The following is a 14,121-nucleotide window of genomic DNA, read 5'->3' as shown; positions in this document are numbered from 1 at the left end:
GGTGCGCCGTACCTGCCTGGACGCCGCCCTCGAAGGCGGTGACACCTACGGCATCCGGGGCGGCATGACCGAGGAGGAACGCGGCCCGCTGCACGGGCAGCTCGCCAACCGCCTGGATTACAGCCGCGTCAATGCGACCGTCGCAGGGCGCGACGTCCACCTCACCAAGGCCGAGCGCCGTGCGGTCGTTCACGCTGCCTACCATCACGGCCTGTCGGAACAGCGTCTGGCCTGGCTCCTGAAGATCACCGAGGAGCACGCCCAGAAGCTGTGCCGCGAGCTTCGCCGGGCCCTGCGCAACCGAGACCTGGAACAGAGCACGGAGACCACCCCGTCCCTCAAGGCCAATGGCGAACGTCTGGGCCGCGACGACTTCGGGACGGCGGCGTGAGCACCGCGAGCGCGCCCAGGGCGGCGCACATCACCGACTGGGACCGGGCGGTCGTCATGGCCCTGGGCAGCGTGGGATGCGCCCTGAGCTGGGATGCCCTTCAGCAGATGGCTGTCGCCATCCACGTCCGAGGTTTCCTCAGCTACCTTTTCCCGCTGGTGATCGACGGGTTCATCGCCTACGGCATCCGGGCCCTCATGGTCCTGCGCGACGCGCCGCTGCGGTCCCGGCTCTATGTCTGGATGCTCGTCGGCACGGCCACCGCCGCCAGCATCTGGGCCAACGCGCTCCACGCAGTGCGGCTCAACGAGGAAGCGGCGGACACCGGGCTCCGCCTCGGAGACACCGTGGTCGCGGTGTTGTCCACGATCGCCCCGCTCGCGCTGGCCGGAGCGGTCCACCTCTATATCCTCATCGCCCGCGGTGCGGTCAAGGACAGTGACCGCGAGGACCACGGTCAGGCCGGTCACCTCGGTCAGGTCGGCAAGCCCGCCGGCATCGCGGTCACCCGGGCCGACCGGGCTGACCGGGCCGACCGGGTCGGTCAGCAGTCGGAGTCCGGTCAGGTCAGGGCCGGGCAGCCGGTCACTGCCCTGACCGATCGGCCGCGTCTGTCCCTGGACAAGCAGACCCCCACTCCTCGGTCACTGACCGGGGACAGTGCCCCGGCGGACAGCAGCACCCCGGTCACCGGTCACCACGGTCAGCCGCACGAGCCCGCTGACCTGCCCGGACAGCCGAACATCACGCGGCCGGTCACTGACCGCCCGGAGACCACCGAGCCGGTCACCGGCCACCAGGACAGCCCCTTGCCGGTCACCGAACGGCCGGTCACTTCGCCGCCGGTCACTGACCAGGACGCCCGGACAACCGGTGACCGGCGCTCTGACCCGGACACCGAGGAGCTGCTGAAGATCGCCCGGTCAGCGGTCAGGGCCGAGGACAAGCTGACCCGCAAGGTGGTCGCCCAAGCGATCCGCGGTCAGCAAATCCCCCTGTCCAGCGACACCCTGACCGCCCTGATGGCCCAGCTCCGCGAGCAGCACGGGCAGCCGGTCACGTCCGTCCGGACCTGACCGGACACCACGGAGCGGGTGACTGAGCCGGCACCTCGGCCGGTCACCTGCTCCCGGACACACCCCCACGCCCTGGCGAAACGAAGCGGAGAACACCTCATGCGCACCCGCCCGGCCACACCTGCCGAGGTCGATTCCTGGCTGACCGTCCTGCACCAGCGCGGTCACCTCCACCGCGCCCAGTCCGGCCCCGACATCACCTGGATCGTGCAACGCGAGCGGCACAGTCGCCCCTGGACTCTGCATCACCCGGTCCTGGCCATGGACTGGATCGAGGATCTCGTCCGCGAAATTCAGCAGCAGGACCCGGAGACGAGCCGGTGACAACCGCCAACGACCCGGTGGTCACCACGGCCGGACAGCAGCGTGAGCCCACGACGGCTCCAGGCGGAGCAAGTTGTCGCATACGACGGTCCTACGGCCCGTCGCACGCACTTGCCCCCGCCCAGGAGGGCGGGGGAAGCCCGGCTGGTCCCCGAGCGACGGCGCATGGGGACCAACCGGGCAACCGGCACCAGGGGGCGCCGGTCACCGAGGGAGAAGCACAACCCCGCACCGCGAGCGAGCCGCCGAACCCGAGCGCGTTCCCCGACCGCACACCACGCCGCCGCACCCGCAACCCCCGCCAGCGCACCCACAAGCTGACCATCCGCCTGTCCCAGACCGAGAAGACCGAGATCACCACCGCTGCCGCACAGCGCGCGGTCACCGCCGCCCGCTTCCTCTCCGCCGCCGGCCTTGCCGTCGCCCGCGGTTCGACCACCGTCCATACCAACGAGCAGCTCGACACGGCCATCGACGAGCTGGCCGCCCTGCGCATCGCACTCTCCCGGATCGGCAACAACATCAACCAGATCGCCCACGTCCTCAACAGCGGCGGCCTCCCGCGCGCCGGTGAACTCGACCACGCCCTGGCGACCTTGATCCGACTGCTGTCCCGCGTCGACGACACGGCCGACACCCTGGTGAAGAAGCGGCTCTAATGGTCCCCAAGATCCGCCGAGGCTCACGCACCCACGGCCTGCTCGTCTACCTCTACGGCCCCGGCAAACGCGACGAGCACATCGATCCTCACCTCGTCGGGAGCTGGGACGGCTTCGCCCCCGACCCGGGCCGCGACACCAGCGCCGACCCGGACCCCAAGGTCACCCTTGCCCGCCTCACCGCCGCCCTCGACCTCCGGGTCAAGCAGGCCGGCGACCGCGCGCCCGCCAAGCACGTGTGGCACTGCTCGGTCCGCGCCGACCCGGGCGACCGGATGCTGACCGATGCCGAGTGGAACACCGTCGCCCGCCGTCTGGTCGCGGCGACCGGGATCGCTCCCGAGGGCGACCCGGACGGCTGCCGCTGGGTCGCGGTACGCCACGCGGACGACCACATCCACATCCTGGCCACCATGGTCCGAGGCGACCTGCGCCGCCCCCGGATGAACTACGACTTCAAGAAGGCTCAGGCCGAATGCCGTCGCATTGAGAAGGAGTGGAACCTGCGTCAGCTCAATTCGGGCGACGGCACCGGCTCCAAGGCGCCCACCAGCGCCGAGCGCTTCAAGGCCGAGCGCACCGGGCGGCCTGAGCCCTCGCGCGAAACACTGCGCGAAGCCGTCCGCCAGTCCCTCGCCGGAGCAGCTACCGAAGAGGAGTTCTTCACGCGGCTGCGCGAGGCCGGGCTGCGCGTGAAGGTACGCCATGCCCCGTCCGGTGACGCGCTCGGCTACAACGTCGCACTCCCCGGCGACCGCAACCGCAACGGTGAACCGGTCTGGTACCCCGGCTCCAAGCTGGCCCCCGACCTGTCCCTGCCGAAGATCCGCCTCCGCCTCGCCGACGACACGGTCGACCAGACGGCACCTTCGGCCACCATCAGCAGCCGACCGGACTGGTCCCCGCCCGCCAGGGCACGGCGGAGCGCCGCCGGCATCGCCGAGCGTGCCGCCGTCCTCCTCGACGGCGGCGACGAAGCCGCCGCCCAGCTCGTCGGCGTCGGAGAACTCCTGGACGCGGTCGCCCAGACCTCCCCGGCCGCCACCCGCGCCGAGCTGGCTGCCGCCGCCCGAGAATTCGAGCGGGCCACCCGCAGTCATGTCCGAGCGGAGCGCGCCGACACCCGGGCGATCCGCTCAGCGGCCCGGGGCATCATCCAGGCCGGCGGCGCACTCGGCCGTGGCGAAGACGGCGGCACCACCGCCATGCTCGTCTCGACCCTGGTTCTGGTCGCCCTCGCCGCCTCCCGCTGGCACTCCGCCCGCGGTCACGCCCAGCAGGCCCACGCCTCCCGCCAGACCGCCGAGCACCTGCGCATTGCCTATCACCAGGCCGCCACCACACCCATGCGAGCACTGCGCGACCAAGGCCGCGCCCTGCCCGAAGCCGTACGCCGAACCCACGAGGCCACCATCCGCGCAGCACTGCCGCAGCAGGGGCTACGAGCCGACGGCACGACGAAGACCGACGTCCTGGCCGCCACCCTTGCCCAGGCCGAACAGGCGGGCCACGGCCCCGAGGCGCTCCTGCAGCGGGCCATCGCCATGCGCGAACTCGACACCGCCGAGGACGTGAACGACGTCCTGGTCTGGCGCCTGCGCCGCCTCGCCCAGCTCCCCGCACACCCGGCAGAAGCGACTCAGCCGCAGGCCGGCACCCGTCAGCCCACGGCCTCGACCAACGACCGCACCAGCAACCGGACGGCCCCCACGGCGGCAGCGCGCCCCGGCTCCGACCCGCGCACCCGACCACCGCGCCGCTGACCACTGACCGGTCACCAAGAAGCCACTGGACAGCCGGTTGCCCGGCTGTTACGGATGAATCAGAAGGACTCAATCGGGAGATGACGCTCGTGCTCAGAACCACCGACCGCACCGCAGAGCCGGAGCCCGTGCTGCCCACCCTCCCGGCCGGCACCGACCCCCTGATGCAACTCGAATACGAGATGCATCAGCCCAGCGGTCCCGGCGCGACGCGCTGCCTCAGCCACCCGGCCGAGCTGGCCCTGCGCGGGATCCCCGTACGGTGCTCGGCCTGCCGCGCCCGGCGCGACTGGCTGCTCATCAACCACGGCCGCAACGTCTGGATCGTCTGCCGCTGCAACAACCAGTGGCTCGAACCCGAGATCAGCCGCGCCGACTTCGACGCCCTGATCGCCGTCCCGGACCGGAGGACCTACCCCAGCCTCGAAGAGGGCCTTGCTGCGCTCGGGTTCGACGGGGCCTTCGCCGGCACCTACCTGGACTAGGGCTCGTTGCGAATAGGGAGAGCACGCTGTCCAGATCGGGTGTGTCCCGAAGGGACTTGGCGAGGACGACGGCGTCCTACAGTGTTATCGAGGCCCCTTGCTCGGTCGCTGGTGAGGCCGCCTGCGCCGCATCACCAATGAGCAGCATGCGCCCGGTGCGCCAAGGGCTGCCGGGCGGGACCTCGGTCGCACCGTTCCTAGTCACGACCGCTGTTGTTGGTCGGCGTCATGCTCAGGCGCTGGCGTCGGCGTCGGCGCTTCTCGGAGCGATGCACCAGCTCGCTCACGGCGAGCGTCATGGTCGCCACGCGGCGGACCCAGCGGGGGCCGCCGCGCTCCGCCCACACCACACATGCACACCCGCCGACGGCGAGCACCACGACGCCGAGCAGCACCAGATTAATCATGTTCTTCACCCCTGCGTTCAGTCGTACGGTCCTGCTGATCATCTCAGGCCAGGAAGGGCCCCAACGGGATGTCCGACCGTCGAGGCCGGGCGGGCCAAGGCGTCCGCCGCGTAGCTGTCCGGACTCATCCGGCGCTGCTGCCGGAGCGCGATCCGTCGACTGTTACCCAGCCGGGGTGACCGTGGCCTGCGGATTGACCGTGTCGTGGTTTCGCGTGGGCCAGCCGCACCGGTTGCAGCGCCCTAGGGGGTGTATTGATCACGAGCGTTGTTAACAGCTTGCTCGGTTTGATCTATGGCGAAGACCTCCGGTGTGGTGGAGGTGTCTAGGCTCACCGCAACGGAGGTCTTCGTGTCCCACCGTAATGCCCGGCTGACTGTTCATGGCAGGTGGCTGCTGGTCCAACGTGTCTGTTCGGGGCGTCCCGTCGCGCACGTGGCCGCCGAACTGGGTGTCTCCCGTCCTACGGCCCACAAGTGGGTGCGGCGGTGGCGGGCGGAGGGTGAGGCAGGCCTGGCGGACCGTTCCAGCCGGCCCCGCACCACCCCGCACCGCACCGCGTCACAGACCGAAGCCCGCGTGCGTGAACTGCGGCAGACCCGCAAGCTGGGACCGGCCCGCATCGGCCCGATCCTGGGCCTGCCGGCCTCCACCGTGCACCGCATCCTCACACGCCATGGCCTGCACCGCCTGGCCTGGCTGGACCGGCCGACAGGAGCACCTGTCCGCCGCTACGAACGTCAGCGGCCGGGCGAGATGGTCCACGTCGACATCAAGAAGCTGGGCAACATCCCCGACGGCGGCGGCTGGCGCACGGTCGGCAGACAAACCGGCGACCGCAACCGCCAGGCCACCACCGACCAGCGCAAGAGCTGCAGACCGGTCATCGGCTACAGCTACATCCACTCCGCCGTCGACGACCACTCCCGCCTGGCCTACAGCGAGGTCCTGGCCGACGAGCGCAAGGAAACCGCCGCCGGCTTCTGGCAACGGGCGAACGCCTTCTTCGCCGCCCACGGCATCACCGTCGAACGCGTCCTGACCGACAACGGCTCCTGCTACAAGTCCAAGGCGTTCACCCAGACGCTGGCCGCGGCCGGCATCACCCACAAGAAGATCCGGCCCTACCGGCCGCAGACCAACGGCAAGGTCGAACGGTTCAACCGCACCCTGCTGGACGAATGGGCCTACCAGCGGCCCTACCAGACGAACACCGAGCGGACCCAGGCCCTGGCAGACTTCCTCCACACCTACAACCACCACCGCTGCCACACCGCACTCGACGGACACCCGCCCATCAGCCGCGTCAACAACGCTCCGGGTCAATACACCTAGGGCGTGTATCGAATGTGATGCGCGCAGCGCAACGCCGTCGACGGACAACCCAAAATCACGTGCGCCCTTCGTCTCGTCATGCTTGGGTCATTCGCCATGAATGCCCATTTTCTCGATGAAGCCGACCTGATAGACAGGATGGAACGGAACCTGGCGGAACATGCCTGTCACCTACATCGGAGCATGACCGGTGCGACCGTCACGGAGACTGGCGACCTCCTGGTCGCCGACAGCTGCCTGGACGACGACACGTTCAATATCGTTGCCGCGGCTCGCTTCACTACCGCCACCGCGCCGGCACGTATCACCGAGACCGCTCGGACGCTGTCTCACACCGGCCGCCGTTTCTCCTGGTGGGTGGGGCCTTCCTCGACACCACCGGACCTCACCGCCCGCCTGACGGCAGCTGGGCTGCCGGCGTCCGAACGCGAGACGGCCATGTGGGCCGAGCTGGACGACACCCTGCCACTGCCCGCCACCCGAGGACTGGACATCCAGACGGTGGCCACGCCCAAACAGTTCGCCGACTACGCCACGGTTCTCGCTGCGAACTGGACCCCGCCCGCTGACACAGTCCGCCGCTTCTTCGCCCAGGCAGTCCCGCAGGCCCTGGCCGCGCACTGTCCGGCCCGGTACCTGGTCGGCTATGTGGAGGGTCGTCCGGTCTGTTCGGCCGAAGTGTTTCATCACGCGGGGGTGGCCGGGATTTACAACATCTGCACTCTGGCCGCCCACCGCCGACGGGGCTACGGAGGTGCCATCACGCGGGCCGCACTCCGCACGGCCCGCGACCGAGACCACCGCATCGCGGTCTTGCAGGCGTCCGCCGACGGCGAGCCCGTCTACCGCCGCCTGGGTTTCCGCTCCTGCGGTCAGTTCACCGAACACACCATCAACCTCTGAACCACCCGAACCTCACAAGCCGTCTGCCCGCTCTTCACAACGGCGCTGGTCACAGCCACTCGTTGATGGCCGCTACGAGGACAGTCGCTTCGTAGCGGACTGCGAGCTTGTCGTAGCGCGTAGCCACGGCGCGGTGCCTTTTGAGGCGGTTAATGCCGCACTCGACGGCGTGCCGAGCCTTGTAGTCTTCGGTGTCGAACTTGGGTGGTCGGCCACCATACGAGCCGAGCTCCCTGCGGTTGCGGGTCTGGTCGGCCTTGTCCGGGATGGTGCAGCGGATACCGCGTCGGCGCAGGTAGGCGCGGTTCTTGCGGGACGCGTAAGCCTTGTCGGCGCGGACCCGGTCGGGCCGGGTCCGCGGGCGCCCCGAACCCAGGCGGGCGACGCGGACCTTCTTCAAAACGGGCTCGAACTGCGGGGAGTCGCCACGCTGCCCGGCCGTGATCACGATGGACATGGGCTTTTGCCCCTGCTCAACGGCAAGGTTCAGCTTGGTCGTCAGGCCGCCACGTGAGCGACCGAGCCCGTGATCGTCCGGCTCGACGGTGACACCGCCGGGCGGCTCGGCCTGCAGGTCCCCCTTTTCCTCGCCCCGGCGGCGTGCTGGTGGGCCCGGCACGCGGTGGAGTCGATGTTGAGGTCCCAGGTGATGAGCTCCCTGGCGTCGGCCTGGGCCTGCAACTCGGCGAAGATCCGCTGCCAGGTGCCGTCACGCTGCCAGCGGCGGAACAGGTCGTATACCCGGGCCCAGGGCCCGTACCGCTCCGGCACATCCCGCCACGGGACGCCAGTGCGGGTACGAAACCGTATGCCGTCGATCAGCTGCCGCCTGGTCCATATCGGCGGACGACCCGGCTTCCTGCCCCTGGGCAACAACGACTCCAGGCGGGCCCACTGTGTATCCGTCAAATCTCCGCGTGCCACAGAACAAGATCATCTCACCTCAAGATCCACTTTCGATACAGGCCCTAACCCGGTTGCGGCAACGGGCCGCACGGAACCGAAGGGGGAGCAGGAGTGGCGGAGCCGAGCGGACACTGGGACGGAGCCGGGCTGGAGCGCAAGATCCTTGCCGCCGGGCGGCCGTGGACGGTGGGCGACATCGCGATGGTCGCCGACGGCCAGTGGGCCGTCGGTACGCAGTCCGACGGGCGGCGGGACGAGGACGTGGTGGTGGAGGACCGGATCGCGGAGGGGCGTCGCGTCGAGTTGACGGTGGAGGAGCTGGCCCGCGCGGTGGACTCCCGCATCGGGGATGCCCACCGCGACGAGGACCTCGCCTGACCGGACCGCTCAGCGGTGCGGCCCCCGTCCGGCCGCCGACGGGCCGACAGCGGCCGAAGGAGCGGGCTGTTCGGGCGGCTGGCCCAGGGCGGATGGGGAGCGCCCGGAGCGGGCGGCAGCGGCCTGGGCCAGCCGGACTGCCGGGCCCGGTCCGCGGTCGTGTCGGCTTCACGCGCTTCGATCACGTGGCCGAGCGTCTGCCGGAACGTGCGGCTCTCGGCTTGGGCGATTCGAAGGTCTGCCGCTGACCGGGGCGGGTCAGGGCGTCACTACGGCCCCGCCGTCCGGAAGAGGCCTGATGGCCATCCAGCAGTATCGTCCGCCGTCCGTGTCCGGTGCAGCGAAAGGCTGCGTCGCCGGTGCGGGTGAACAGCGGGACGACGAGTAACTCTTCGCATCGTGTGCCGAGGGTGTGCAGACCTACCTTGCATTAGAGCGGAGCGAGATGCATGAGGACCTCGTCGCGGTCATCCCCGCTTGCGAATCGGAGGGCACCGGGCCAGCGGCCGACCTCCTTCCAACCGAGGCTTCCGTAGAACGCTTCGAGCCCCGACTCGCCTCGTGCTGCAAGGTGGAGCTGTTCGAGCCCCATCTCGTCGCGGGCGATCCTGCGAACCTCATTCATCAGGGCGGCTCCGAAACCTCGCCCCCGGTGCATCGGTCTGGTTTGAACGTGATGGAGCGTTCCCCAGTGCGCTATCAGCTCGAAGGGGTCACGGCGAACATTGAGCCAGCCAATGAGTTCACCGTCAGCCGTGGCAGTGAGTAGACGGCTGGTGTTCAAGGAGAGCGCGTTCACGATCCTGTCGACGGCCGGAGCCGCTTGTGTCTCGTCGATCGGGGGGAAGGGAAAGCCTGCTGCGCCCCCAGCGTTGGTGACCTCAACCCAGCACTCGGTGAGCGCGCGCTTAACTTGCTTGGTGACCTGGCTGGGGTTCGTGTACTGCTGAAAGAGGCTAGCTGTCGGCATTCCCGGATTCTCTCAGGCGGTTTTGGCGGCACTGGGTGTCCCAACCGCCTCCTGGCCTCGAAGGAGCGCGGCCCCGTCTGTAGTCGTTTGCGCCGTCGTGCGACCTCTTCCTTCATCTGATCGTCGGTGCGTGTGCTGTGCCAGATGGTGCCTTCCCACTTCACGTACTGGGGTTCGCGGTCCCGGAGAAGGACCGGATTGAGGTGGCCGTGGAAGAGGCCCGGCAGGTTGCGCTGCCGGCGGTACGAGGCGAAGGTGCGTACGGGGAGAGCATGCTCGAACGGCACGGCCCACACCTCCGGCAGCGGGCGCCGTAACTCCGTCCCGTCCGGGGCGACGTACGCGATCTCGAACCCGGTCGCCGGCGGTCCGGCAGAACCGCCGGGCAGGACCTCTAACGCGTGGACCACGTCTGCCTAACCCCACCCCTCGCCGCAAGGTAACTCTTCAACCCGCAAGATCCCCCGCAACGTATTGCTTCAATCCGCAGCATCCGAAGTCACAGGACAGTCCGCGAGGGAAGGCCACCGAAACCGGTGGTGGCGGATGCGTGCTTGCTATCAGTGAAGGCGGCACGCGACGCTGTGTGGTGACGGTCTGTCGAGGACGGACGGGGAGGGATGGGCGTGTCGCAAGTTTGGAAGATCACGGTCATTGTGGCTGCGGCGGCCGGTGTCGTGTCGACACCGTTGGTCTGGCTGCTGGACAGCCCTGATACCGGCCAGCTGGTCGGCGCCTCGGTGCAGGCCGCCACCGGCATCGCCGCCCTGTTCTGGGCGCTACTGCAACGGCCGCCCGCCCCGGTCCCGGCTCCGGGACCGGCGGACCTGGCTGTCGGCACCGGGAAGGCTGACGGAACTGACGGCGGCACGGCTCACACCGGTGTGCGCCGCCCCGGCGGCGCGGGAACCGGGTCGGCGAAGGCCGAGCAAACCGGGGACGCCACCGCGCACGGATCCGGCAGCCGTGCCAGCACCGGCATCGACTACAGCTGACAGCGCCCGGCCCGGTCAGAACACAGAAGGCGGGGGATCGGTCGCGTGACGGCAGGAGACAAGCGCCAGCACGGCCCCATCGACGCCGCCCACGCTGATGTCGCGGTGACAGATACTGGGAACGCTGCGGCCGTATCGGGGGCCACAGCGGTGAGCGGCTACCGCGGACCAGTACCGGGAACCGACGGCGCCCCCGCCGCTCCGGTACGGATATCCGGGACCGGGGATGCGGCCGCGTCCCAGGGCGGTCTTGCCAACACCGGCTACATCCACCAGGTGAGCGTTGAGCAGCTGACCATGGTGCAGCACGGCGCGCCCCGGGAGCCGGCCTCGTGGCCGCACCAAATCGGGGTCATCCCTCCCCAGGCACGGTCCTTCCAGCACCGCGCCGAGGCGGAACGGCTGCGGGCGACGGTCGACGGCGGCAGCACCGCGGTGCTGGGCCAGGTCCTGACCGGCATGGGCGGGGTGGGCAAGACCCAGCTCGCCGCCGACTACGCCCACACCGCATGGGAAGACGGCAGCCGGGCCGGCGGCCTGGACATCCTGGTCTGGATTGTTGCCAGCACCCGGGAGGCCATCGTGAGCAGGTACGCGCAGGCCGGAGTCGACTTGTGCCGGGCCGATCCCAGTGATCCGGAGAAGGCCGCCGAGTCCTTCCTGGCCTGGATCACCCCCAAGTCGGCAGCCAGGCCGTGCCGGTGGCTGATCGTCCTGGACGACGTCACCGACCCGGCCGACCTGCACGGCCTGTGGCCGCCCGCCAGCCCCCACGGTCGCACCCTGGTCACCACCCGCCGCCGCGACGCGGCCCTCGCCGCAGGCGGCCGCCACACGGTCGAGGTCGGCCTGTTCACCGACGACGAAGCCCTCACCTACCTCACCACATCCCTGGCCGCGCACGGACGGGTCGAACCCGCAGACCATCTCACCGGCCTGGCCGACGATCTCGGACACCTGCCCCTGGCCCTCGCCCAGGCCGTCGCCTACCTCATCGACTCCGGCGACGACATCGCCACCTACCGCGCCCTGCTGGCCGACCGCACCACCACACTCGCCGACACCTCCCCCGATCGCCTGCCCGACAGCCAGGCCCGCCCACTTGCCGCCGCCTGGTCGCTGTCCATCGACCGCGCCGACACCCTGCGGCCCGCCGGCCTGGCCCGCCCCATGCTCCAACTCGCCGCGATGCTGGACGCCAACGGCATCCCCCACGATGTGCTGACCAGCTCTCCCGCCCTCACCCACCTGGCTGCACACCGCACCCGGACCGGCCCGGACACCGCAACGGAACCAGCCCCTGCCTCCCCCCGGGATGCCGTGCGGGCCCTGCGGGCCCTGCACCGGCTCAGCCTGATCGACCACGCCCCCGATACACCCCACCACGCCGTCCGCGTCCACCAGCTCATCCAACGCACCGTCCGCGAGCGCCTTCCGGCCGACCAGTACAAGGAACTCGCCCGCACCGCCGCCGACGCCCTGCTGGATGCCTGGCCTGACATCGAACTCGACTTCAACCTTGCCCAGGCGCTGCGCGCCAACACCGCATCTCTTGCCGGCCACGCTCAACACGTCCTGTGGGAAACCGGCGCTCACCCGGTGCTCCTGCGCACCGGCAGAAGTCTCGGCGAGGGCGGACATGCCTCAGCCGCCGTCGACCACTACCGAAGTCTCGCAGTTACCGCACACAGAATTTTAGCCCCAGGCCACCCTGATGCTCTGACCGTCCGGAGGGAGCTCGCCGGCTGGCGGGGTTCGGCGGGGGACTCGGCAGGAGCGGCCGCCGCGCTGGCTGAACTGCTGTCGGACGTGGAGCGAGTGCAGGGCCCCGACCACCCCGACACTCTGACCACCCGGAGAGACCTCGCCGGCTGGCGGGGTTCGGCGGGGGACCCGGCCGGTGCGGCCGCCGCACTGGCTGAACTGCTGCCGGACGTGGAGCGAGTGCAGGGCCCCGACCATGACGACACTCTGACCACCCGAAGCCGCCTGATCGGCTGGCGGGGGATGGCCGGGGACCCAGCGGGTGCGGCCGCCGCGACCGAGCAGCTGCTGCCCGACCTGGAGCAAGTGAAGGGCCCGGACCACCCCCTTACCCTGAGTGCCCGGATGGGCCTTGCCCGATGGCGGGGAATGACGGGGGATCCAGCGGGTGCGGCTACTGCCACCGCCGCACTAGTGCCGGACCTGGAGCGGCTGAAAGGTTCAGACCACCCCCTCGCCTTGATCAATCAGGGCAACCTCGCCTACTGGCGAGGGATGGCGGGGGATCCAGCGGGTGCGGCGGCCGCGTTCGCGGAGCTGCTGCCCGACCTGGAACGAGTCAATGGTTCCGGCCACCCGAGCACTCTCATTGGCCGGGGCAACTTCGCCCGCTGGCGGGGGGTGGCGGGGGACGCGGCCGGTGCCGCTGCCGCGCTCGCGGAGCTGCTGCCGGACGTGGAGCGGGTGCTGGGCCGCGACCACCCGGAAACCCTGACCATCCGAGGCAATCTCGCCCGCTCGCGGGGGATGGCGGGGGACGCGGCCGGTGCCGCTGCCGCGTATGCCGAGCTGCTGCCGGACGTGGAGCGGGTGCATGGCCCCGACCACCCCGAAACCCTGACCAAGCGAAGAGACATCGCCCACTGGCGGAGGGCAGCGAGGGATCCAGCAGGTGCCGCTGCCGCGCTCGCGGAGCTGCTGCCGGACGTGGAGCGGGTGCTGGGCCGCGACCACCCGGAAACCCTGACCATCCGAGGCAATCTCGCAGGTTGCCGGGGCGAGGCGGGGGATGCGGTCGGTGCCGCTGTCGCGCTCGCGGAGCTGCTGCCGGACGTGGAGCGGGTGCAGGGCCCCGACCACCCGGAAACCCTGACCATCCGAGGCAACCTCGCCTGCTGGCGGGGCGAGGCGGGGGACGCGGCCGGTGCCGCTGTCGCGCTCGCGGAGCTGCTGCCGGACGTGGAGCGGGTGCAGGGCCCCGACCACCCCCTTACCCTGACCATCCGAGCCAACCTTGCCCACTGGCGGGGCGAGGCGGGGGACGCGGCCGGTGCGGCCGTCGCACTGGCTGAACTGCTGCTGGACCGCGAGCGGGTGCTGGGTCCCGACCACCCCGACACTCTGACCACCCGAGGCAATCTCGCAGATTGCCGGGGCGAGGCGGGGGACCCGGCCGGTGCGGCCGCCGCGCTCGCGGAGCTGCTGCCGGACGTGGAGCGGGTGCTGGGTCCCGACCACCCCGACACTCTGACCACCCGAGACAACCTCGCCCACTGGCGGGGCGAGGCGGGGAACCTAGAAAAACCGGAGGAGGCGGTGCGATGGAGTAAAGGGTGGCTATCGCGATCTCTTCGTTACCTTCTGCAAGCGCGAAACGAAAATGATCGTTCGTGAGACACAAAGATCTACATGACGTTCCACCAGGTCGCGCCTGTAACGATTCCCGTGTACTCGCCTATGTCACGCGCATCCCTGTTTCCGGTACCGTCCGGGCGTGAAAATCGGCGTGGCAAGGGTCAGCACTCACGATCAACACCCCGAAGCG

The 14,121-nt window shown here is 70.0% G+C and carries 14 protein-coding genes; 11 read left to right on the top strand and 3 right to left on the bottom strand.

The genetic code is table 11. From position 1 onward, the window contains the following. The 6 genes from ABT112_RS24585 to ABT112_RS24560 all read left to right on the top strand — a co-directional run. Positions 1-391: WhiB family transcriptional regulator (locus ABT112_RS24585; protein ID WP_351512991.1), on the top strand; the 391-nt coding region annotated here is incomplete at its 5' end. Further along, positions 388-1,467 carry a DUF2637 domain-containing protein gene (locus ABT112_RS24580; RefSeq protein WP_351512989.1) on the top strand — a complete coding sequence of 360 codons (1,080 nt, stop codon included), beginning with the start codon at positions 388-390 and terminating at the stop codon, positions 1,465-1,467. The genes ABT112_RS24585 and ABT112_RS24580, both read left to right, overlap by 4 nt. Positions 1,468-1,566: 99 nt before the next feature. After that, positions 1,567-1,791: a hypothetical protein gene (locus tag ABT112_RS24575; RefSeq protein WP_351512987.1), complete on the top strand. Its 225-nt coding sequence runs from the start codon at positions 1,567-1,569 to the stop codon at positions 1,789-1,791. Further along, positions 1,788-2,450: a MobC family plasmid mobilization relaxosome protein gene (locus ABT112_RS24570; protein WP_351512985.1), complete on the top strand. Its 663-nt coding sequence runs from the start codon at positions 1,788-1,790 to the stop codon at positions 2,448-2,450. Before ABT112_RS24575 ends, ABT112_RS24570 begins: the two co-directional genes overlap by 4 nt. Further along, entirely contained in the window at positions 2,450-4,213 is a 1,764-nt protein-coding gene (locus tag ABT112_RS24565; RefSeq protein WP_351512984.1) for a relaxase/mobilization nuclease domain-containing protein, read from the top strand. The genes ABT112_RS24570 and ABT112_RS24565 overlap by 1 nt, the downstream gene beginning before the upstream one ends. Before the next feature lie 80 nt (positions 4,214-4,293). After that, positions 4,294-4,698 (top strand): hypothetical protein, encoded by a 405-nt coding sequence (locus tag ABT112_RS24560; protein ID WP_351512982.1) that lies wholly within the window; start codon positions 4,294-4,296, stop codon positions 4,696-4,698. A 197-nt stretch (positions 4,699-4,895) separates the two neighbouring features. Here ABT112_RS24560 and ABT112_RS24550 read toward each other — a convergent pair whose 3' ends face one another. Continuing rightward, on the bottom strand, positions 4,896-5,105 hold the full coding sequence (locus tag ABT112_RS24550; RefSeq protein WP_351512981.1) for a hypothetical protein: 210 nt from the start codon (positions 5,103-5,105) through the stop codon (positions 4,896-4,898). 351 nt (positions 5,106-5,456) lie between these two features. Between ABT112_RS24550 and ABT112_RS24545 the strand changes: the two genes are divergently transcribed. Together ABT112_RS24545 and ABT112_RS24540 are read left to right on the top strand one after the other, a co-directional pair. Further along, complete coding sequence (locus ABT112_RS24545) at positions 5,457-6,440, top strand: IS481 family transposase (RefSeq protein ID WP_351512979.1); 984 nt, start codon at positions 5,457-5,459, stop codon at positions 6,438-6,440. Positions 6,441-6,578: 138 nt separating this feature from the next. Continuing rightward, the gene (locus ABT112_RS24540) at positions 6,579-7,343 is read left to right on the top strand and encodes a GNAT family N-acetyltransferase (RefSeq protein ID WP_351512993.1); all 765 of its coding nucleotides are present in this window, start codon (positions 6,579-6,581) and stop codon (positions 7,341-7,343) included. A 49-nt stretch (positions 7,344-7,392) separates the two neighbouring features. On the opposite strand, the gene ABT112_RS24535 is transcribed toward ABT112_RS24540, so the two are convergent. Further along, positions 7,393-8,267 (bottom strand): IS5 family transposase gene (locus ABT112_RS24535; RefSeq protein WP_351512977.1). Its coding sequence is split into 2 segments (ribosomal slippage): positions 7,393-7,877 and positions 7,877-8,267, totalling 876 coding nucleotides; the frame shifts between segments, so codons are not numbered across the junction. Between the two features lie 93 nt (positions 8,268-8,360). Between ABT112_RS24535 and ABT112_RS24530 the strand changes: the two genes are divergently transcribed. Next, entirely contained in the window at positions 8,361-8,627 is a 267-nt protein-coding gene (locus tag ABT112_RS24530; RefSeq protein WP_351512975.1) for a hypothetical protein, read from the top strand. A 430-nt stretch (positions 8,628-9,057) separates the two neighbouring features. Here the strand turns inward: ABT112_RS24530 and ABT112_RS24525 are convergent, their stop codons facing one another. Further along, positions 9,058-9,597 carry a GNAT family N-acetyltransferase gene (locus ABT112_RS24525; protein WP_351512973.1) on the bottom strand — a complete coding sequence of 180 codons (540 nt, stop codon included), beginning with the start codon at positions 9,595-9,597 and terminating at the stop codon, positions 9,058-9,060. A 620-nt stretch (positions 9,598-10,217) separates the two neighbouring features. Between ABT112_RS24525 and ABT112_RS24520 the strand changes: the two genes are divergently transcribed. Both ABT112_RS24520 and ABT112_RS24515 read left to right on the top strand, forming a co-directional pair. Next, positions 10,218-10,592 carry a hypothetical protein gene (locus ABT112_RS24520; RefSeq protein WP_502975430.1) on the top strand — a complete coding sequence of 125 codons (375 nt, stop codon included), beginning with the start codon at positions 10,218-10,220 and terminating at the stop codon, positions 10,590-10,592. A 297-nt stretch (positions 10,593-10,889) separates the two neighbouring features. After that, a complete protein-coding gene (locus tag ABT112_RS24515; protein ID WP_502975431.1) occupies positions 10,890-13,970 on the top strand; it encodes a tetratricopeptide repeat protein in 3,081 nt (1,026 codons plus the stop codon). Positions 13,971-14,121 lie beyond the last annotated feature (151 nt).

The organism is Streptomyces sp. NPDC002055, assembly GCF_040296705.1.
Lineage (GTDB): Bacteria > Actinomycetota > Actinomycetes > Streptomycetales > Streptomycetaceae > Streptomyces.
The sequence above is the reverse complement of the archived record's forward strand: the minus strand, read 5'-3'. Positions and strand labels throughout refer to the sequence as shown.

What these genes read in the sequence shown, in the direction of transcription:
- ABT112_RS24560 (WP_351512982.1), top strand. Translation starts at nt 4,294, where the DNA reads ATGACGCTCGTGCTCAGAACCACCGACCGCACCGCAGAGCCGGAGCCC.
- ABT112_RS24525 (WP_351512973.1), bottom strand. Translation starts at nt 9,597, where the DNA reads ATGCCGACAGCTAGCCTCTTTCAGCAGTACACGAACCCCAGCCAGGTC.
- ABT112_RS24520 (WP_502975430.1), top strand. Translation starts at nt 10,218, where the DNA reads ATGGGCGTGTCGCAAGTTTGGAAGATCACGGTCATTGTGGCTGCGGCG.
- ABT112_RS24540 (WP_351512993.1), top strand. Translation starts at nt 6,579, where the DNA reads ATGGAACGGAACCTGGCGGAACATGCCTGTCACCTACATCGGAGCATG.
- ABT112_RS24550 (WP_351512981.1), bottom strand. Translation starts at nt 5,105, where the DNA reads ATGATTAATCTGGTGCTGCTCGGCGTCGTGGTGCTCGCCGTCGGCGGG.
- ABT112_RS24565 (WP_351512984.1), top strand. Translation starts at nt 2,450, where the DNA reads ATGGTCCCCAAGATCCGCCGAGGCTCACGCACCCACGGCCTGCTCGTC.
- ABT112_RS24575 (WP_351512987.1), top strand. Translation starts at nt 1,567, where the DNA reads ATGCGCACCCGCCCGGCCACACCTGCCGAGGTCGATTCCTGGCTGACC.
- ABT112_RS24515 (WP_502975431.1), top strand. Translation starts at nt 10,890, where the DNA reads ATGGTGCAGCACGGCGCGCCCCGGGAGCCGGCCTCGTGGCCGCACCAA.